Annotated in this window: 16 protein-coding genes and 4 pseudogenes; 7 read left to right on the top strand and 13 right to left on the bottom strand. The window is 60.9% G+C overall.

The genetic code is table 11. The features are described 5' to 3' along the window. Positions 1-93: 93 nt before the first annotated feature. Positions 94-1,155 carry an extracellular solute-binding protein gene (locus tag K3724_RS17665; RefSeq protein WP_259987777.1) on the bottom strand — a complete coding sequence of 354 codons (1,062 nt, stop codon included), beginning with the start codon at positions 1,153-1,155 and terminating at the stop codon, positions 94-96. Between the two features lie 165 nt (positions 1,156-1,320). Here K3724_RS17665 and K3724_RS17670 point away from each other — a divergent pair, with 165 nt between their 5' ends. Further along, positions 1,321-3,360 carry an NAD(P)-binding protein gene (locus K3724_RS17670; RefSeq protein WP_259987779.1) on the top strand — a complete coding sequence of 680 codons (2,040 nt, stop codon included), beginning with the start codon at positions 1,321-1,323 and terminating at the stop codon, positions 3,358-3,360. Between the two features lie 221 nt (positions 3,361-3,581). Here K3724_RS17670 and K3724_RS17675 read toward each other — a convergent pair whose 3' ends face one another. The 4 genes from K3724_RS17675 to K3724_RS17690 are packed head-to-tail and all read right to left on the bottom strand — an operon-like array spanning position 3,582 to position 9,377. After that, complete coding sequence (locus tag K3724_RS17675) at positions 3,582-4,961, bottom strand: aminotransferase (RefSeq protein WP_259987781.1); 1,380 nt, start codon at positions 4,959-4,961, stop codon at positions 3,582-3,584. Positions 4,962-4,979: 18 nt separating this feature from the next. Continuing rightward, complete coding sequence (locus tag K3724_RS17680; protein ID WP_259987783.1) at positions 4,980-6,158, bottom strand: aminomethyltransferase family protein; 1,179 nt, start codon at positions 6,156-6,158, stop codon at positions 4,980-4,982. Next, complete coding sequence (locus K3724_RS17685; protein WP_259987785.1) at positions 6,158-7,729, bottom strand: NAD(P)/FAD-dependent oxidoreductase; 1,572 nt, start codon at positions 7,727-7,729, stop codon at positions 6,158-6,160. Before K3724_RS17685 ends, K3724_RS17680 begins: the two co-directional genes overlap by 1 nt. Before the next feature lie 10 nt (positions 7,730-7,739). After that, complete coding sequence (locus K3724_RS17690; protein WP_259987787.1) at positions 7,740-9,377, bottom strand: NAD(P)/FAD-dependent oxidoreductase; 1,638 nt, start codon at positions 9,375-9,377, stop codon at positions 7,740-7,742. A 113-nt stretch (positions 9,378-9,490) separates the two neighbouring features. Between K3724_RS17690 and K3724_RS17695 the strand changes: the two genes are divergently transcribed. After that, entirely contained in the window at positions 9,491-10,183 is a 693-nt protein-coding gene (locus tag K3724_RS17695; RefSeq protein WP_259987789.1) for a TetR family transcriptional regulator C-terminal domain-containing protein, read from the top strand. A gap of 126 nt (positions 10,184-10,309) precedes the next feature. Here K3724_RS17695 and K3724_RS17700 read toward each other — a convergent pair. Then, positions 10,310-10,855 (bottom strand): annotated as a pseudogene (locus K3724_RS17700) (integrase core domain-containing protein); the annotation flags it as partial. Here K3724_RS17700 and tnpB point away from each other — a divergent pair. From tnpB to K3724_RS17725, 5 genes and pseudogenes are all read left to right on the top strand, one after another. Continuing rightward, entirely contained in the window at positions 10,809-11,138 is a 330-nt protein-coding gene (gene tnpB, locus K3724_RS17705; protein ID WP_409201385.1) for an IS66 family insertion sequence element accessory protein TnpB, read from the top strand. The pseudogene K3724_RS17700 and the gene tnpB overlap by 47 nt on opposite strands. A 62-nt stretch (positions 11,139-11,200) precedes the next feature. Further along, a pseudogene (locus tag K3724_RS17710) lies at positions 11,201-11,827 on the top strand (IS66 family transposase zinc-finger binding domain-containing protein); the annotation flags it as partial. Positions 11,828-11,875: 48 nt separating this feature from the next. Next, positions 11,876-12,010, top strand: a complete 135-nt coding sequence (locus K3724_RS17715) for a hypothetical protein (RefSeq protein WP_259992678.1) — start codon at positions 11,876-11,878, stop codon at positions 12,008-12,010. A gap of 51 nt (positions 12,011-12,061) precedes the next feature. Further along, on the top strand, positions 12,062-12,607 hold the full coding sequence (locus tag K3724_RS17720) for an IS66 family transposase (RefSeq protein ID WP_259987791.1): 546 nt from the start codon (positions 12,062-12,064) through the stop codon (positions 12,605-12,607). 59 nt (positions 12,608-12,666) lie between these two features. After that, positions 12,667-13,242: a transposase gene (locus K3724_RS17725; protein ID WP_259992680.1), complete on the top strand. Its 576-nt coding sequence runs from the start codon at positions 12,667-12,669 to the stop codon at positions 13,240-13,242. A gap of 216 nt (positions 13,243-13,458) precedes the next feature. Here K3724_RS17725 and K3724_RS17730 read toward each other — a convergent pair whose 3' ends face one another. From K3724_RS17730 to K3724_RS17760, 7 genes and pseudogenes are all read right to left on the bottom strand, one after another. Further along, positions 13,459-14,082: a hypothetical protein gene (locus tag K3724_RS17730; protein WP_259987793.1), complete on the bottom strand. Its 624-nt coding sequence runs from the start codon at positions 14,080-14,082 to the stop codon at positions 13,459-13,461. Positions 14,083-14,647: 565 nt separating this feature from the next. Continuing rightward, positions 14,648-14,878: a transposase gene (locus tag K3724_RS17735; RefSeq protein WP_259987795.1), complete on the bottom strand. Its 231-nt coding sequence runs from the start codon at positions 14,876-14,878 to the stop codon at positions 14,648-14,650. After that, positions 14,854-14,997, bottom strand: a pseudogene (locus K3724_RS17740) (transposase); the annotation flags it as partial. The pseudogene K3724_RS17740 and the gene K3724_RS17735, both read right to left, overlap by 25 nt. 325 nt (positions 14,998-15,322) lie before the next feature. After that, a complete protein-coding gene (locus tag K3724_RS17745; RefSeq protein WP_311200226.1) occupies positions 15,323-15,532 on the bottom strand; it encodes a transposase in 210 nt (69 codons plus the stop codon). Continuing rightward, positions 15,483-15,990: pseudogene (locus K3724_RS17750) on the bottom strand (transposase); the annotation flags it as partial. The pseudogene K3724_RS17750 and the gene K3724_RS17745, both read right to left, overlap by 50 nt. Before the next feature lie 220 nt (positions 15,991-16,210). Then, positions 16,211-17,014: an IclR family transcriptional regulator gene (locus K3724_RS17755; protein WP_259987797.1), complete on the bottom strand. Its 804-nt coding sequence runs from the start codon at positions 17,012-17,014 to the stop codon at positions 16,211-16,213. A 67-nt stretch (positions 17,015-17,081) separates the two neighbouring features. Next, positions 17,082-18,422: a TRAP transporter large permease gene (locus K3724_RS17760; RefSeq protein WP_259987799.1), complete on the bottom strand. Its 1,341-nt coding sequence runs from the start codon at positions 18,420-18,422 to the stop codon at positions 17,082-17,084. Between the last annotated feature and the right edge of the window lie 9 nt (positions 18,423-18,431).

The following is an 18,431-nucleotide window of genomic DNA, read 5'->3' on the forward strand; positions in this document are numbered from 1 at the left end:
CATTGACCTCTGCTCTTTTGCAAATGCTCTGAACTACAAGAAAACGCCCCGCCATTTGGCGGGGCGTTTCGTCATCCGGAAGGCCTGACTGTTTCAGAAACCGGCTTTGATCAGTTCGAATTCGGCAATCATCTTCTCGCGCAGCGCCGAAGGCACCGGGGCCTGCCACAGGGTTTTGGCGCGCAGCGCGTTGCTGCTTTCAAGCCCAGCCGCCGCCAGGTCTTCGGTGTTCATATCCGCCATCGCCTTGGCGTTGCCGTGGCCATAGCCCCAGGCGGACACCAGGTGGTTTGCAGTCTGCGGCTCCAGCCAGGCGTTGATGAAGTCATAGAACTTGTCCTCGGACCCCGGCGCATTGGTGAGCTTTGCATAGCCGCACACCCAGCTGGATGCGCCCTCTGCCGTGTCGCGCTTGATTTCGATCGGATGGCCTTCGTAGGTCATCGTCGAATAGGTCTCGTTCCAGGCCCAGGCCAGATAAACCTCGCCGCTTTGCATCAACTGCGCCAGCGAGGCCCCATCGGACCAATAAGTGCGCACGTTCTGGTGCACGGTGCGCAGGAAGTCAGACGCCGCACGGAATTGGGCGTCTGTGGCATTTGTCCAATCATTGACACCGGTGGCCAGGAACCCCAGCGCATAGGCGTCGTCCACATTGTCGCCAATCGAAATCCGCCCCTGGTGCTTGGGATCCGCAAAGGCCTGCAGGGACGCAACGTCTGCGTCGTTCAGATGCTCCGTGTGATAGGTGACTGCGGTATTGCCCCAGTCTGCCGGGATGAAATAGTTCTGCCCGTCCTTGGTGTAGGCCTTGACGTCGCGAAAGCTTGGCTCGAGCTCGTCCCAGCGGTCGATCCGTGCAGTGTCGAGCGGTGCGAGCAATCCGGCCTCGATCCATTTCGGCACCGATTGCGAACAGGGATGCGCAACATCGGCGCGGAACCCTGAACGCAGTTTCTGGAACGCCTCTTCTTCGTCACCGAAGAACGCAAAGGTCGGGCTGTCGCCATACTCCTCAACATAGGCGGAGAAGAATCCTGGATCTTCGTAACCGGCCCAGTCGAAAACGGTCAGCTCCGCGTCTGCGGCCAGGCCCGCGCCTGCCTGAAGCGAAAGAACCGTGCCAAGCGCAGTGGCTGTTTTCAAAAATTTCATGAAAGTCTCCCTGTTGCCGCGGCCCTGTTTTCCCGCCATTTGCCTCCTCCGGCACAGGCTTGGCCGTGATAGAAAAGGTTAGGAGGGAAATCGGCTTGACACAACATTTATTTAAGCGCTCAATTAAATTGTGAACTGAAATATGCCCGCCGAAAGGTAAACTTGATGCGCGATCCCCGCCATGACAACCTGTTCCAGCCGCTGAAAATCGGTCCTGTGGAAACGAAAAACCGGTTTTATCAGGTTCCGCATTGTGCGGGCATGGGCTGGCGGCGTCCGCGCACCGTGGCGGCGATGCGGGGGATGAAGGCGGAAGGGGGATGGGGGGTCGTTAACACTGAATTCTGTTCGATCCACCCGACTTCGGACAACGACTATTACCCCTATGCAGCACTTTGGGATGACGATGACATCCGCGCCAACCGGCTGATGACCGACGCGGTGCACGAACATGGCGCGCTGGCCGGGGTGGAGCTGTGGATCGGCGGCGGCATGGTGACCAATTTCGGCACCCGCCTGGCACCTTTGGGCCTGCGCAACCGGCCGCAGACGGATTCCACCGTCCTGCATCCGGGGCAAGCACGCAAGATCGACCGCGAGGACCTCCGCAACATCCGCAAATGGCACCGCGACGCTGCCTTGCGTGCGGTCGATGCCGGGTTCGACATCGTTTATGTCTATGCCACCCACGGCTACCTGCTGTCGGAATTCCTCGACCCGGTGAACAACACCCGCAGCGATGAATACGGCGGCAGCCTGGAGAACCGGGTGCGGTTGGTGCGCGAACTGATCGAGGAAACCAAGCAGGCGGTCGGCCACAAATGCGCCGTCGCCACCCGGTTCAGCGTCGGGCTGGAGGATGCGGAAAGCTATGACGCCTTTGCCATGCTGGCCGACCTGCCGGATCTTTGGGACCTTGTGGTGCCCGATTACGGGGTGGAGATGGGGGCGAGCCGTTTCGTCAAGGAAGCCTCCTTCACTGATAGTATCGCGAAAGCAAAATCGCTGACCTCGAAACCTGTTGTGGCAGTGGGCCGCTACACGTCGCCCGACACCATGGCGCAGGTGATCCGCCAGGGCGGGCAGGATCTGATCGGCGCGGCGCGGCCATCGATTGCCGACCCGTTTCTGCCCAAGAAGATCGAAGAGGGGCGTAGCGAGGACATCCGCGAATGCATCGGCTGCAACATCTGCTATGCGCATGACTCGCTGGGGGTGCCGCTGCGCTGCACCCAGAATCCGACCATGGGCGAGGAATGGCGCCAGGGCTGGCATCCGGAGAAATCCGGCCGCAGCACAGCCCCTGAGAAGGTGCTGGTGGTAGGCGCCGGCCCTGCCGGGCTAGAGGCTGCCCGGGTGCTGGGCGAACGGGGCCATTCGGTGATGCTGGCCGAGGCAAGCCGGACCCTGGGTGGCCGCGTCACCCGCGAATCCCGCCTGCCGGGGATGATCGAATGGGCCCGCGTGCGCGACTGGCGCATCGGCCAGATCGACAAGCTGTCCAACGTTGAGGTTTACCCGGAAAGCCCGCTGGATGCCTCCGATGTGCTGGACCTTGGCGTCTCTCACGTCATTGCCGCCACCGGGGCGGTCTGGGCCACGGACACCATCGGGCGCCATTCCGGCACCGGGCTGGAAGAAGAAGCGCCCGGCATGATCGTCTCGGCAGAAACGGTTCTGAACGGCGAAGCGCTCAACGCCGATCACGTGGTGATTTATGACGACGACCACTACTATCTCGGTTCGGTCCTGGCACTGCAGCTGCGCAAAGACGGGCACCGGGTCACCCTGGTGACACCTGCAGGCCGCCCCTGCGATTGGGGCCAGTGGACGACGGAGGTCTACCAGTCCAACGCCGCCCTGGTCGAGGCAGGTGTCGCGGTTGTGCCCAACCGGATGCTGGTGGCCGCGCAGACGGGTGAGGCGATGTTGTCCTGCATGCTCTCAGAAGCCCGCAGCACGCTTGCCTGCGATGCGATCATCCCCCTCACCCGCCGCCTGCCGGTGTTGGGGCTTTATGACGGGCTGAAGGCTTTGGGAGACGGGTTGCAAGACACCGGGATCAAATCGGTAGCCCGTATCGGCGACGCAGAGGCCCCCCACATTATCGCCGCCGCGGTGCAAAGCGGCTACCGCGCAGCGATGGATCTGGGGCAGGAGGTCGATCTGGCCAAGAAATACGGGCGCCGCGAGCATACAGTGTAAGGCAGAATTCTAAGCCCCGGCTCCTGCGGAAACTGCCGCAGCAGCCGGGGCTTTTCATTTCCTGTGGATAGGAAGCGCGACACGTCCCGGGCTAGAGCGATGGCCCTGGCCCGCCGTCACAGCCGCAGGTATTCGGAACAAAAAAAGCGGGCGCCGGAACCACCGTTTGCGCCCGCCAGTTCGGGGAAGGGTGACGGGAGCCGGTGCCACCCCCTCCAGCTTTACGCTGCCAGCTGCGCTTCCACCTCCTGAATGGCACGTTCCAGGATGTCGAACATTTCGTCGATCTGTTCCAATGTGATGACCAGCGGCGGCGAGAACACTGCCATGTTGATCAGCGGGCGGACGATCAGCCCCATCTCCTCGCAAGCCGCATCTATCATCGAACCGAGCTTGCGCTCGGCCTCCAGATTCTCGGCCTGGCATTCGATGCATCCCAGCAGACCCTCGCCGCGGGCGTCGCCAACGATATCGAACCTCATCAGATCGCTCAGACGCGCCTGGAAATGCGGAGTGACGGCGCGGACATGCTCCAGAATGCCTTCGCGCTCGATGATCTCGATGTTCTTCAGCGCTGCAACGCAGGACACTGGATGGCCGGAATATGTGTATCCGTTGGTGTAGGAGGACGGTGTGCCCAGATCGCTCATCTGCTCCATGACGCGGTCAGAGATGATGCAGGCGCCAAGCGGCAGATAGCCGGATGTCAGCCCCTTGGCACAGGTGATCATGTCGGGCTGGATGCCAAAGACCTCCTGGGAGGCAAACCAGTGGCCAAGACGGCCAAAGCCCGTCACCACCTCGTCGGAAATATAGAGGATGTCATTGGCGCGGCACAGCTCCCACGTCCTTTTGTGATAGCCGGGTGCGGGCACGATGACACCGCCGGAGGACAGGATCGGCTCGGCAATGAAGGCGCCGATATTGTCCGCGCCGATCTCTGCAATGGCAGCCTCCAGATCCGCAACCTTGGCGTCGCACCAGCCCTCCACGCTCATACCCGCGGGGCGGCGGTAGGGGTTCACGTCGGGCAGGAAATGCACCAGCCGGGTTTCAAAATCGAAATGGCTCTGGTCGCGCTCCTTGCCGGTCACCGAATGGGCCAGATAGGTGGAGCCATGGTAGCCCTTCTCGCGGGCGATGATCTTTTTCTTCTGCGGCAGCCCGCGGCGGTTGTTCATGTACTGCATGGTGCGCAGGGCCGTATCCACCGCGGTCGAGCCGCCAGTGGTGAAGAAGACGTTGTTGAGGTCGCCCGGCGCCATTTCGGCGATCTTCCGGGCCAGCACTGCCGACGGCTCGGTGGTGTTGGTGAAGGGCGAGGTATAGGGCAGCTTCATCACCTGCGCGGCGATGGCATCGGCCATGTCCTGACGGCCATAGCCAATCTGGGTGCACCACATGCCACCCGGCCCGTCGATGTAACGTTTGCCGGAGGCATCCCACAGATGGATGCCGTCGGCACTCTCCATAAGCATGTTATCGTAGCCGCGCCAGTCATCCATTGCCATCCAGGGGTGCAGCTGATGGGTGCGGTCCCATTCGTGCAGGGTGTCGGCGCTCGGTTCGTTTGCGAATGTGTTCGGGGTCATCTTGGTCATAGGAGTACCTGATCCGGGTTAAAACGGGCGCGGCGGGGTTACCCGCGCACGGCTGTTAATGAAGAAGGGCTTGTCCTCGATGGTGACCGGCACAAGGCGCCTGTCCCACTGCCCCTCTTCGTTGACGTAAACTTCGGCCCAGAGGTCATCGGCGACGTTCTCGCCGAAAGGCGCCTTGAACTCGGCCAGCGCGATGTTGCGCTTGGTGGTGGGGGACCAGACGCCAGAGGTCACATGCCCCACCTCCTTCTTTTTCTTGTGATAGATCAGCGCGCCATCCGCGGGTTTGAAACCGCCGATGTCGATCTTGCGCAGGTGATAACGCAGGCCGGTCTCCTGCTGTTTCAGCAGCGCACGGCGGCCGTTGAAATGGCCCTTGGTGAAATCTACCATCTTGGCAAATCCCAGCTCCAGCGGGCTGCGGCCCCGGCCCAGACGCATGGCCATATGCACGGGCTGGAAGTCAAAACCCGCGGCGATGAACCCGGCCTCGATCCGGCAGATGTTGAGCGCCTCAAACCCGATCGCCCGCAGGCCCCAGTGGCCGCCCTTGGCCCAAAGCCTGTCCCAAAGCTCCAGCGCCTTACCATTAGGCACCCACAGCTCATAGCCGAGATCGCCGGTGAAGCCGGTGCGGGAAATCCACAGATCCGGCTCGATTTCGCGCCAGTCGAAGGGTTTCATATCCGCCACGGCGCCTAGTCCTGCGTCCTGCAGCAGCGAAAACGAGGTCGGGCCCTGCAGCGACAGCGCCGCGATCTCCTGGCTTTCGTCGGAGATCTTTGCGTCAAAGCCCCAGGCGGTGTCGAGCAGCCATGTGTACATCGGCTCCTGACAGCAAAGGCGGAAATCAGTGTCCGAGAAGCGGAACAGGGTGCCGTCGTCGATCACCATACCCTCTTCGTCGCACCACAGGACATAGCCGACCCGCCCGGCGCGCAGCTTGGCGGCATTGCGGGTCACCAGCCGGTTCACCACTTGCAGCGCGTCCGGTCCGGTGATGCGGTATTTGTGCATCGGCGAGATGTCGAACAGGGTGGTCTGGTTGCGGATGGCGAAATATTCGAACTCCACTGTGTCCAGCATCGCAGGCGAAACATAGCCCGCCCAATTGATCCAGCTTTTGGCAGTGCTGAGCGCCTCCAGCCGTGGCTGGAACGGGGTTTCGATCAGTCCGATGGGTACATGTTTGGTCATCAGATCACCCCGTCTTTCAATAGCTGCAAGGCGCTGTTGCGGCCGGCAAGCCCGGTCACATCGCCGCCGGGATGGGCCCCCGCACCGCACAGGTAGTAGCCCTTGGGGCCGAAGCGGTAATGCGCCATGCCGTTGGCGGGCCGCACCGTGAGGATCTGATCGATGCCCATCTCCGCATGATGCCAATGCCCGCCCGGCGCGCCGGTCCGTGCCTCGATACAGGCGGGGCTGAGCACCTGGCGTTCCGTGACCAGCGCGCTGAGGCCGGGTGCGTATATCTCCAGCGTGGAAAGTGTGACGGCGGCAAGCCTGTCACATGCGGCCTCATCCCAGCCGCCCTCCAGCCCATACGGAACTGAGCTGACAACAGCGGACAGCACATGCTGCCCGTCTTTGGCCAGTCCTGGGTCGGCAAGGCTGGGAATGACCGCCTCAATCACCGGGCTTTCCGGGATCCCGCCGTATTTTGCCGGGTTGAAGGCGCGCTCCACATAGGTGGCACTTGGCGCAATCAGCAGCCGGCCTGCCGCGAGTTCGGGGGTGAGGCCGGTGAACTTCGGTACACCGTTCAGGACCAGATTGACCTTGGCGGCCGCGCCCTTGCAGCGCTGGTTGCGCATCCGCCGCACCATTTCCACGTCGTAATGTTCCGCACCCGCCAGCTTCATCGCGGGCATCGGGCCAGTGTTGCTCAGAACTGTACCGGCGGAGATTTCCGTGCCATCCTCCAACACCACGCCTGCCGCGCGGTCGTTTTCGACCAGCACACGGGACACGCCGGTGCCGGTGCGGATTTCAGCGCCGGCTGCACGGGCCGCAGCTTCAAACGCAGCTGAAACCGCACCCATGCCGCCGATCGGCAGCTGCGCTCCACCGCCCTGCCCCAGCCGGTACATCAGCGAGAAAACCGTCCCGGGTGAGCGCGGCCCGGCATAGGCGCCGCGCACCGCATCCGCTGCCAGCGCACCCGCCAGCGGGCCGTCTTCCAGATCGTCCAGGATCAAATCGTAGGCGTTGGACAATAGCACGCGGAGAAACTCGCGCATGTCTTTCTTGCCCGTCCGCTTAAGATCCAGCCCCAGCTTGGCCAGCCCGGCAAGTTCCGCGAGTGTATTCAGGCTGGCCAAGCCGCCCTCAAGCGATGACGGGGATTTTGTTGAAAGCTGGCCCAGAAGGCCGGCGAACAGTGTCAGGCGGCGCATCAGCTCCGTAAAAAGCGCGGCTTCCGGGTGGGGCCGCCCATCGGCCAGTTCTGCCTTGCCGCCGCGGATCACGGCATGGTTCCCATCCTGGGACAGTGAAACAGCAGAAAGCTCGCGCACGTCCAGAGGCGCGCGGGCGGTCCCAAGGCCCAGTTCCTTCTTCACCTTGGGATGAAGGTTGTAGAGCAGATGCGCAATCTCCGGCACCTCCATGCCGCCTGCCAGCGTGGTATTGCGGGCCATGCCGCCGGTGGTTTCGTTCTTTTCGATCACGCAGACGGATTTGCCTTTGCGGGCCAGCGTTGCAGCCGCGGCCAACCCGTTGTGGCCGGCACCAATGACAATTGCGTCGTAGGTTGGTGTATTCATTGCTTGCTCCTCACGCCGCGTAACCGGTCACTGCGCGGCCCTTGCCGATGTTGCGCAGGATTTCCTTGGCGGCATTGGCGCCCGGCGCCGCCATTACGCCGCCGCCCGGATGGGCTGAGGAGCCGACGATATACATGCCGTCAATCGGGGTATCGTATTGCGCGTAACCCGGCACCGGGCGGTTAAAGAGCAGCTGATCAAAGGTCAGCTCGCCCTGGAAGATGTTGCCTTCGGTCAGGCCGACCTCCTGCTCGATATCCCAAGGCGTGCGGATCTCCGCGTGCAGGGTCTTGCTGCGGATGTCGGGGCAGGCCTGCTCCAGCTTGTCAAAGACGCAATCAGCAAAGGCACCGCGGGTCTGGCCGTTCCAGTTGGTGCCTGCGCGCACGCCGCCCACCTCCAGATCATAGGGCGCGTATTGCACAAAGACGGTCATCATATGCTTGCCCGGCGGCGCCATGGTCGGGTCGATCTGACTGGGGATCAGCATGTCAAAATACGGATTCTGCGACCAGCACCCCTCTTTCCAGTCGTCATAGGCGCGCTCCAGCTCATTCAGGCTCTCCGAACAATGCAGATCGCCGCGCAAGAAGGGCGCGCCTTTGGGGGCGGCCGGGAATTCGGGCAGCGCATCCAGCGCGATGTTCAGCTTTCCCGAAGAGCCGCGGATCTTGAAACGCTTCACTGCCTTGGTGAAGTCCTCGGGAAGGTGTTCTTGCCCGGTGTGCTTTAGGAACGTGCGCTTTACATCCATGTTGGAGGCCACGACGGGAGCGTGGTATTCGTCGCCGTTTTCCAGTGCCACCCCGGTGACCTTGCCATTGTTCACCAGGAAACGCTCGACGCCGGAGCCGGTGACGATGGTGCCGCCCGCCTCCTCGAAACAGGCCCCTAGCGCGTTGGAGATCGCCCCCATACCGCCGCGTGCAAAACCCCAGGCCCCGATCGCGCCATCGACATCGCCCATATAGTGGTGCAGCAGCACATAAGCCGTGCCGGGTGAGTAAACCCCAAGGCCAGTGCCAATGATCCCGGCGCCGGCGATATGCGCCTTGATCAGGTCATTTTCAAAATGCTCATCCAGGAAATCGCCGATCGACATCGACCAGAAACGCAGCGTCTCGCCCAGTTCTTTCTTGCCCAGCCCATGCGCCTGTTTGATCAGAAACAGCAACTCGCCGATGTCGCGCGGCTTCAGCGACGACGGATCCGGTGCATTGCGCAGCAGGAAGGGCCGGATAAAGCGGCACTGGCGGATCACCGTTTGGCTGAACCGGTCATAGGCATCTGCGTCATGGACGCTGTGACGGGAAATTTCCCGGCGCAGGGCGTCATGGCCCGACATGTAGGCAAAGTAATCGCCATCGCGGCTGAAACTGGCACCGCCCTCATAGGGGATCACCTGCAGCCCGTATTTCGGCAGTTCCAGGTCGCGCACAATCTCGCGACGCAAAAGCGAACAGACATAAGAGCAGTTGGAGTACGTCCAGCCCTCATGCAGGGAACGGCTTACCGCCGCGCCGCCGATCCAGTCGTTTTTTTCCACCACCAGAACCTTCAGCCCAGCCTTGGCCAGGTAACAGGCCGCGGTCAGACCGTTGTGCCCGGCCCCTGCCACGATGGCGTCATATCTGTCATGCTGCCCCATGAGTTTCTCCTGGTTCGACTGTTGCTGACTGGAGACTAGTAGAGAAGATATTTGCCGTAAAGTTTTTTTGAGCGCTCAAACAAAAATAATCCGGCTGACAGGCGCAGCGAAGTGTGGAACAAGAAAGAAAATTGGCATTTGGATTTCTCATGGTGGCATCGCAGAGCGGCGGCAGTAAGCCGCGCAAAGAACGCAAGGAAAACGCCGACATGCGGCGCCGGCAGATTCTCGATGCGACTCTGAAGTCGATTGTTGCCAATGGGCTTGCCAAAACGACGCTGGCGACGGTGGCCAATGAGGCCGGGCTGTCCCAAGGTGTTGCCGTCTTCTATTTCAAGTCCAAGACCGGCATTCTGACCGAAGCGTTGCGGGATCAGTACCAGACCTACGAGGCCCACTGGCAGGCTGCGCTGGACAAGGCCGATGCTGCACCCGCGCCCCGGCTGCGCACGATCATCGAGGCGGATTTCAGCCCGAAGATCTGCAACCCCAGTGCGCTTGCCATCTGGTTTGCCTTCTTCGGAGAGCAGAATTTTGTTCCGCAATATGCCGAGATCACTGGCGAGTTTGAAGATAAGAGATCTAAAATCCTTAGCGAGATCTGCCGGCAGCTGGCGCCGGATGATCCTGAAAAGGCGCGCCTGACTGGCGGCTGGATTGATACGCTGACCGATGGTTACTGGCAGAAATTGCACTTGTTTCCGCACATTTACACGCGTGAGGCGGCACTTGAGCAGACTCTGACATTCCTGCAAACGCTGTTTCCTAATTATACGGAGGCTTTCCAGGCAAAGACTGGCAATTAAGCCAATTAGCAGCCTAACAGGAGTTCCTCGCGTCAAAGAATTTCTGCTTGAACCTCCATCGGCTTCGACCAGTTGGCGGCGTTGAACTGAACCGCACCGGGTTTGCCGGAGACTGATTTCAGTTAGTTACGCGGCAATGTCCTCAGTTTCCAGAGCGGCGTAGAAATTGGCCTCTGCTTCTGCCGGCGGGATGTTCCCAATGGGTTCAAGCAGGCGGCGGTTGTTGAACCAATCCACCCATCCGAGCGTTGCGTATTCCACGTCTTCGAAGTTGCGCCAAGGGCCGCGGCGGTGAATGAGCTCGGCTTTGAACAAACCGTTGATCGTCTCGGCCAGGGCGTTCTGCGCCTTCAAATGATCCCCCGGATCATTTGATCCGCTGCGCGGATCTGCTTGAACTCATAGCTGTCTCCGACGCTGCCCGCAGAGGGCTCGATACCAGTTTCTCCCAACCGCTCTGTGTATTTGATCGAAGGTATTGGCTGACCCACTGCGTGACAGGCGATGCCAGCATCGCCGAGAACGGCGGCCGGAGTGATGAACAAGCCCCATCGCCTTTGCCGGCCGCCGCTCGTGAACAGCCTGCTCCAGAGCATCCATTGCCCGGCAGGCGCATGCGAAGCATGTGCGAGAGGGGAGAACGAACCCGGCATGCGCCGAGGTGCTGACACGACCCATTGACCGGCAGGCGATTGCCCAGGATGTGTTGCGCCAGAAGCCCGCGGGCGGTGCCGTCTTTGCCTTCCGTGGGCGCCGAGGCGACAGGCTGAAGCTTTTGTATTGGGATGGCCAGGGGTTCTGCCTTTACTACAAGGTTCTGGAGCGCGGACGCTTTCCGTGGCCCAGCAGCGGGGACGGTGCGGTTCGCCTGACCTCGGCGCAGCTGGCCATGCTCTGGGAAGGGATCGACTGGCGGCGTCCGGACTGGGGTGCGCCACCGGCGCGCGTCGGGTAGTTTACCCTCCTGAATCCCCTTGTTTTATTGGCCATACTGGATGTTGAATGGTAGATATCGGCATGTCCGATGACGCCCGCATTCTCTCCAGAGATCCCGCCGTTCTGAAGGCGGTGATCGCCTCTATTCAGGCGGAGAATGCACGCATGTCAGCCTCGCTTCAGGCCCATGAACAGCTGGTCCAGACCCTGCGTCTGCGGATTGCCAAGCTCCAGAAGCAAGCCTTCGGCAAGTCATCAGAGAAGATCGAAAGGGAGATCGCCCAGCTTGAGCTCGCGCTGGAAGACCTGCTGATCGCCGACGCCGAGCAGCGCAGCGAGCCGCTTGAGGAACAGGGGGTGGAGCCTCCTGCCAACGATCCCGGGGTCCCAGAGGTGCGCCCCCGCCGCAGGCCGCGGGTGTCGGACGAGACGCCCCGCGAACGCCGTGAACTTGATCCCGGCACCTGCTGTCCCGATTGCGGGGGCGATCTCCGCGTGGTCGGTGAGGATGTAAACGAGCTGCTCGACATGGTCGCTGCACAGATGAAGGTCATCCAGATCGCGCGGGTGAAGAAGTCCTGCCGCCGGTGCGAGAAGATGGTGCAGCCCGCCGCCCCGAGCCGCCCCATCCCCGGCAGTATGGCCGGGCCAGGTCTGCTGGCTCATGTTCTGGTCTCGAAGTTCGATGACCACGTGCCATTGTACCGGCTCTTTGTGCTCAAGAGCGATCTGCGCCGAGTGACGGAGCAATTGGCAGTGCTGCGCCAGAAGCATTTCGGGCAGAGCTCGGAAAGAGACCTCGACGATCCTGCGGAAGATGACCTTTGCCTCGCGCTTGAGGATGACCTTGACGATGATCCGAAGGAAAAACCCAAGGGTAAGCGCGCATGAAAAGTACCCAAGGATATCAAGGTCATCACCGTTGATCATTTCCCCGACGATATGAGCTGCGGCACATGCGGCCATGATCTCAAGACGATCAAGCGTGAGGAACGTGCCGGAAGCTTCCGGATCGTGCCGGAGCATATGGTTCTGGTGAAAGACGTATACCACACCTGCGCGTACAACCACACCTGCGCGTACAACCGCGGGATCTGCAAGGAGAACAAACCCGCGGCCGCAAAGTCGAAAAACTACATCATGAAGGGACGCGGCATGGAAGCGGGGTTCGCAGTCGAAGCCGCCTGCCAGAAGTTCTTCGAGCATATTTCGCCCTACCGGCAAGCGCGGCGGTTCAGGAACGCCAACATCAATCTGGCCCGCCAGACAATCGAAAACGGTGTTGCACAGGTGGCCAAATACGCTGGGCTGGTCCAGGACGAGCTTCATGCCCATGTGCTTGCTGGTCCTACCGCGCAAATGGATGAGACCCCGGTGAAGGTTCAGGCGCCTGGAAAGGGAAAGTGCGATACCGGGTATTTCTGGGTGATCAACCGCGATGAACGCAATTGGAATCCCGATGCCCGGCCGGCAGTGGTGTACCGCTAGCCCATTCCCGCGCCGGCGCAGTTGCAGAGGAATTGCTTTCCGGAGCGTCGCTCTGATTCCTGCAGACTGACGGCTACTCGGATTACAACTGTCTCTTCAAAGAGAGCCCGGAGAATGACGGATTGATGCCGGTGCGCTGCAATGCCCATGCGCGGCGCAAGTTCTTCGAAGCCCATCTGGCGACCAAGAGCAAGCTGGCAGCCAAGGTCGTGCAGATGTACCGCAAGATTTATGCTGTCGAAAAAGCGGCCAAAGGTCTGCCCCCGGAGGAGCGCGAACAGTTGCGCCTCGAGAAAACCCTGCCCATCCTGACCGAGCTCAAGGCCATCCTGACGAAACATCAGGAAGACGCCACCGGAAAACTGAAGACGGCCATCAACTACACGCTCAACGCCTTTGACGGGCTGCAGCGGTTCGTGTTCGATGGTCGGCTTGAGATCGATAACAACGCAGTCGAACGCTGCATCCGCGGCATTGCTCTGACGAAGAAGAACTCGCTTTTCGCCGGGAACCATGAGGCGGCTGAAGTCTGGGCAACCTACTATTCGCTCATCGAAAGCGCGCGCTTGAACAAGGTCAACCCCCCGCAGCTACCTGAACTGGGTGGTGCAGGAAATCGAGCGCAACCGCGGTGAGTTGGACTATGGCCAGCTGATGCCCTGGCACTGCCCGGTCGGCCGGATCGACGACTGACAGGCTATCACTGCCCCGCAATCGGGGCGGTGACGCACTCTCACACAGCCGGATTCCCATGCAGGGTTCCGGCCCAAAGCCGTGTCTGGACGGTCTCCCGATGAGGGCGACAGTCCTCATGCCCAAATCCGTGGTACCCTGCGCCCATCCGGTCAGTCTTAGGCAGTAACTGGGACGAGTTCAGCCGCAAGCTCCAGAACAAACCCGCTGACCGCCTCCTGGGCTTGGTCCTGCGATTTCTTCCCGCGCAATTGGCGGGCCAGCGCAGACCCGCGGGCGGAGGTTTCCTGTACCAGCAGCAGAAAAGCGATCTCCCGCAATTGGTGCATGGCCAGATCGGCCTCGTCTTGCCCTAGCAGCCTTTCAAGTTCAGCCGGTTCCGCGCATTCGAACAGCAGGCGCTTCAGGGTGGGCCCGTGTTTTGACGCCTCGGCCCAGGCAATGCAAATGTCGGTCATGCCTGCCATCTCGGAGTGAAAAACCTCAACCGGCATGCATGCCGTCTGTCTGGAATAGCCGGCCTGCCGCTCGACATGGAGCTCCCGCTGCGCCGGGTTGTAGGACATCTCAAGCCCATCGAGCGACACGTCCGATGCAAAGGGATTTCCGAAGCGCTTGCGCAGGCTGAGCGCTTCCGCAAAGAGCACCAGCTGCAAAAGACCGGCCTGCGGCAGATCGCAGGAAATACGCTGGATGCCACTGCGGCCGGCGTGCTTGTAGTTGAGCGCGAGCCGGGCACCGCCGTCCTCCCGCGCCTCCATCGAAAATATCTTTGCAACCATGGCGCGGGTTATATGGAAGCCTGCCGGACCTTCAAGCCGCAGCAAACAGGTCCGGCGATGCTAGGCGGCCATGCGCCTAAGGCGGCGCCTGGAAAGGAAGTGTTTGCATTGAGAGCCCTCGGTCATTCTGGAGCTATTGAAGCCGCCTAGAGGTACGTCTGCGGCATGGGGAATCGCCTAGTCGTCCTTTGAGTGAAATGTTGGTCTGATGCATGTCTGCCAGCAAAACAATTTTGCGGGCCAGTCAATTTCCGGGGCGGATACACCGCTTACGAATTATCGCATTCGAGCACGCGCGCGAGATGGGCGCGCGGGAACCGCCCTTGAACCAGGCATCATGTGGCAGCCACGGCGCTGACCACAGACAGAAGCATCATCTCGACACCGGGAAACCCCTCGCCAGGCCCTGGCGCCCATGCGACCCAAAACTGGGTGATCTGACACATCGGACTGGCGCTGCTCCGATCTTTGACGTCACCGAGGAGCCAGCGGCCTCGTCACGCGAGCGGTGAAACCATATCGCGACTGCCGTTGTGAAAAATACCAATTGACACCAACCGCCCTATTACAGAAGCCGCTTCGTCCTTCCTGACGGTTTTCCGATGCCGGTCGCTGCGTGGCGGGAGGGCGCCTGCGGGCGTCGGCCCGCGATGCCAAACCTCGGAAGGAGCAAGCCGCGGGAGCGTGCGATGTTGGCCTTGCGAGCCGCGCAGGCCAGCAGCCCGTAGTGCCGGATGCGGTGGAACCCATCGGGGAGCACATGCGGTGGATGAACTCGGGCTTGCAGGAGATCCATCGGGTGCCGTCCGGCGATAGGCCGCCGCCCGGCACAATCATGCGGACATGCGGGTGGTGGGTCAGCGCCGATCCCCAGGTGTGCAGAACGCTGGTCATTCCGATCCGCGCGCCCATCTGCCGGGGGCCACGAGCTGCTGGATCGGGTTGTCGTTTCATACGATCAAGAAACCAAGAATCACATTCTGGACATGCGGGGCAAACCGATCGCCATGCTTAAAAAAGCAAAACCCGCTGAAGAGGCGGGCATTGACGATGCGAAAAGTTCGCTAAAGTTGGATGCGGGAGCAGGCAACCCTCGTATCCCACCTCAATTGACCGCCGCCATTTAAGAGCTGACATGGACCTATGTTAGCCGATTGTGTTGAAAAACTCTTTGGTTTTGCCTGGCCTGTGTGATCTATCGCTGTGACTTCGTTTAGATGCCGAAGTCCTGTCCGCCACTTCAATCTGCGGCCGGCAGCATTGGCTTGAGCTTTGCCAATTTCCGGAGGTTTTGAGCGGTGGCTGCGAGGGTGAATTCGTCTTGAACGCCGCACGGGCCTCGTAATCGGAGCTGTCCAAGACCGAGGATGCGTTTGAGGTGTGCGAAGAGCATCTCGACCTTTTTGCGCCGACCAGTCTTCCGGATTGCTCGAGTTCTGCTTTTGAACATCGGCACTGATCAGTGCTGGCGTCGACCGCGAAGCCCTGACCACCGACCAACCCTTCTTCCATGCAGCGCGCGACCATCATCTCGAACACGTAGCGCATGAGGCCGCTCTCGCGGAAACGACCGTGCTTATTCTTTGAGAATGCCGAGTGGTCCGGGATGCGATCCGTCAGATCAAGGCGACAAAACCAACGATAGGCGAGGTTCAAATGCACCTCTTCGCATAGCCGCCGCTCGGGCCGGATGCCAAAGCAGTATCCAACCAACAGCATCCGGATCAGGAGTTCCAGGTCAATGTATGGGCGGCCCGTGTGACTGTAAAAGCCGGCCAAATGCGCGCGGACGCTGCCCAGATCAACGAGCCGGTCAATCAACCGCAAAAGGTGATCTTGTGGGATGCGATCTTCCAGCGAAAACTCGTAGAATAAGGCCGCTTGTGCTTCCTGCCTCGGTCCCATCATCGCCAATCCTCCCGTTCCTTGAGAGAACTGAATCAGCCACTTACCTTCCGATCAAGCACGGGTTTTTCAACAAAATCAGCCCAAACCAGGCAAATGCTGCAAAACGCACAAATGCCTATGCGGCCTGAAAAGCTGCCATCTAACGATGGCTCCCGGCCCTCCGCGAGGAATGGCGGCAAACCGAAACTCTGTCGGCAGAGTCGGTTACACCCGGGACGCCCTATTCATTCATCACAAGAGCGGACTGTTGGCCGGTCATCCTGCGGACCTCAGACACAGCCTCGGCAAGTGCCGGGCCAACCTCGTCAGAGATGCGTTGATCAGTAAGTTGCTTTGAAGTGGAGCTTGCCAGAAAAGCCACCGGCTCACCTAAATCAGACGGACGGTATGGCACAGCAGCAGCGTTGATGGTCTCGGAAAACCGGCTTACGCCCCTCACCTGAGTGTAGCCTTCAGCCAGGATCTCGTTATGCGCGGCAAGTCTTATTGCTGCGAATTCCACCAGCAATTCTGCTGGCTCATCGCCTTGGCTTTCAAGAAAACGGGCAAATTCCTCATCGTTGAGTGCACCCAGATACGCTTTGCCGCTGGAAGAAGTATGAAGCGGCATCCGATAGCCGACATCCAGCCAGATTGCCGAGGAGTTCACTGGCCGCCAGGCCCTGGTCAGCAGCATCCGCTGGTCATCTTTGATGCTGATCGCCGTCAGCGTGCCGGTTTCATCCGCCAGCCGCTGCATCACCGGCGAGGCGATCTCAACAAAGGCGAATGAGGCCGCGGCGATGTTCCCCAGCGCCAGCGCTGCCGGGCCAAGGCGGTATTTATCGTGCCGCCGCCCGTGGGTCAGATACCCAAGCGCGCACAGCGTGAAGGTCAGCCGTGACACCGTCGGCCGCGGAATGCCGGTGCGTTCGGAGATTTCAAGGTTGCCCAGACCGTCATCCGTCGGGCGGAAGGCCCGCAAGATGGTCAGGCCCCGCGCGAGTGTATTTGCAAATCTCTTGTCCGATGCATCGGCTGGCATGGTATTCCCTGTATCTATGCGGGCGTCCGGCCCGAGCGGGGTATTCGCAGTCCGCTGGTCCCCGATACTACTGAACCGCATTTGACAGCACCAGAGAGATCGACGGAAACGCCACCAGCAGAAGCAGCACGACCACATCAACGCTCAGGAACCGCCAGATGCCGGAAAACACCATGCCCACCGGGGCGTCCTTGCCGACAACATTGGACAGCACAAAGACATTCAGCCCCACAGGCGGCGTTATCAGGCCGATCTCCAGCAGCTTCACGACAACGACGCCGAACCAGATCAGGTTCAGCCCATAGGATTCCACCAGCGGCACCACCAGCGGCAGGGTCAGAACCATGATCCCGATCGGATCCAGGAACATGCCCAGCATCAGATAGACGACGCAGATCGCAAACAGCAGCGTGCCCGTAGATAACTGCGCCTGCGCCACCCAGTCCACCAGCGCCGGGGCCATGCCCGTGAGCGCGATGGCCGCGACAAAGATCTTGGCGCCCGCCGCGACAAAGAAGATCGCGGCGGTCTGTACACAGGTTTCCCGCACCGCCTGCCAGATGCCCGCCAGGTCCAGCTGCCGCTGCGCCAGGCCGATCAGCACCGTCAGCACCACGCTGACCGCCGCTGCTGCGGTGGCGGTAAAATAGCCGCCGTAAATCCCGATCACGATAACTGCAAAGATCACCGCTGCGGGCCAGGCCCTGCGGAACGCCGCCAGCTTGTCGGCAAAGCTGGCAGCCTCGCCGCGCGCCGGCACCGCCGCCGGATCCGCCTTGATCCACATGGCAATGACCAGGACAAAACCCGCCAGCGTCAGCAGCCCCGGCAGAATGCCGGCAATGAACAGCTTGTTCACCGAGGTCTCGGTAAAGATCGCATAGATAATGAACAGAATGCTCGGGGGGATCAGAGAGCCGAGTGTACCCCCGGCCGCGACGCTGGCGGTTGCCAGCCTTGGGTCATAGCCAAGACGCAGCATTTCAGGTGTGCAGATTTTGCCCATGGTCGACGCACAGGCCAGGCTGGAGCCGGTAATGGCGGAAAACCCGCCGCAGCCCATCACCGAGGCCACCGCAATGCCGCCGCGCAGGCGCAGCAGCCAGACCTTGGCCGCATCATAAACAGCTGTGGTGATCCCGGCCCGATAGGCAATATTGCCAAGCGCAATGAACAGCGGGATCATCGACAGATCAAAGGAATGCAGCAGATCGAACGAGTTATTGAAGACCAGCGAGGAGGTTGCCCGGAAGGCCCGTTCCGGCATGAAGGTGCCGGTGCGGAACGCAAAGATTGTAAAGGCCGCCAGCGTCGCCACGCCGATCAGGGCAAAGGCAATCGGCACACGAATGGCCAGAAGCACAAGCATAACGGCAAAGGCCACAAGGCCGATCAGGGCGGGATCCACGGGCAGTCT

The sequence above is a fragment of the Leisingera sp. M658 genome, from assembly GCF_025144145.1.
Taxonomy (GTDB): domain Bacteria; phylum Pseudomonadota; class Alphaproteobacteria; order Rhodobacterales; family Rhodobacteraceae; genus Leisingera.

Coding starts and splice junctions, on each gene's coding strand:
- K3724_RS17665 (WP_259987777.1), bottom strand. CDS start 1,155: ATGAAATTTTTGAAAACAGCCACTGCGCTTGGCACGGTTCTTTCGCTT.
- K3724_RS17680 (WP_259987783.1), bottom strand. CDS start 6,158: ATGACCAAACATGTACCCATCGGACTGATCGAAACCCCGTTCCAGCCA.
- K3724_RS17745 (WP_311200226.1), bottom strand. CDS start 15,532: ATGTTCAAAAGCAGAACTCGAGCAATCCGGAAGACTGGTCGGCGCAAA.
- K3724_RS17685 (WP_259987785.1), bottom strand. CDS start 7,729: ATGAATACACCAACCTACGACGCAATTGTCATTGGTGCCGGCCACAAC.
- K3724_RS17720 (WP_259987791.1), top strand. CDS start 12,062: ATGAGCTGCGGCACATGCGGCCATGATCTCAAGACGATCAAGCGTGAG.
- K3724_RS17730 (WP_259987793.1), bottom strand. CDS start 14,082: ATGGTTGCAAAGATATTTTCGATGGAGGCGCGGGAGGACGGCGGTGCC.
- K3724_RS17670 (WP_259987779.1), top strand. CDS start 1,321: ATGCGCGATCCCCGCCATGACAACCTGTTCCAGCCGCTGAAAATCGGT.
- K3724_RS17735 (WP_259987795.1), bottom strand. CDS start 14,878: ATGGATCTCCTGCAAGCCCGAGTTCATCCACCGCATGTGCTCCCCGAT.
- K3724_RS17690 (WP_259987787.1), bottom strand. CDS start 9,377: ATGGGGCAGCATGACAGATATGACGCCATCGTGGCAGGGGCCGGGCAC.
- K3724_RS17675 (WP_259987781.1), bottom strand. CDS start 4,961: ATGACCAAGATGACCCCGAACACATTCGCAAACGAACCGAGCGCCGAC.
- K3724_RS17755 (WP_259987797.1), bottom strand. CDS start 17,014: ATGCCAGCCGATGCATCGGACAAGAGATTTGCAAATACACTCGCGCGG.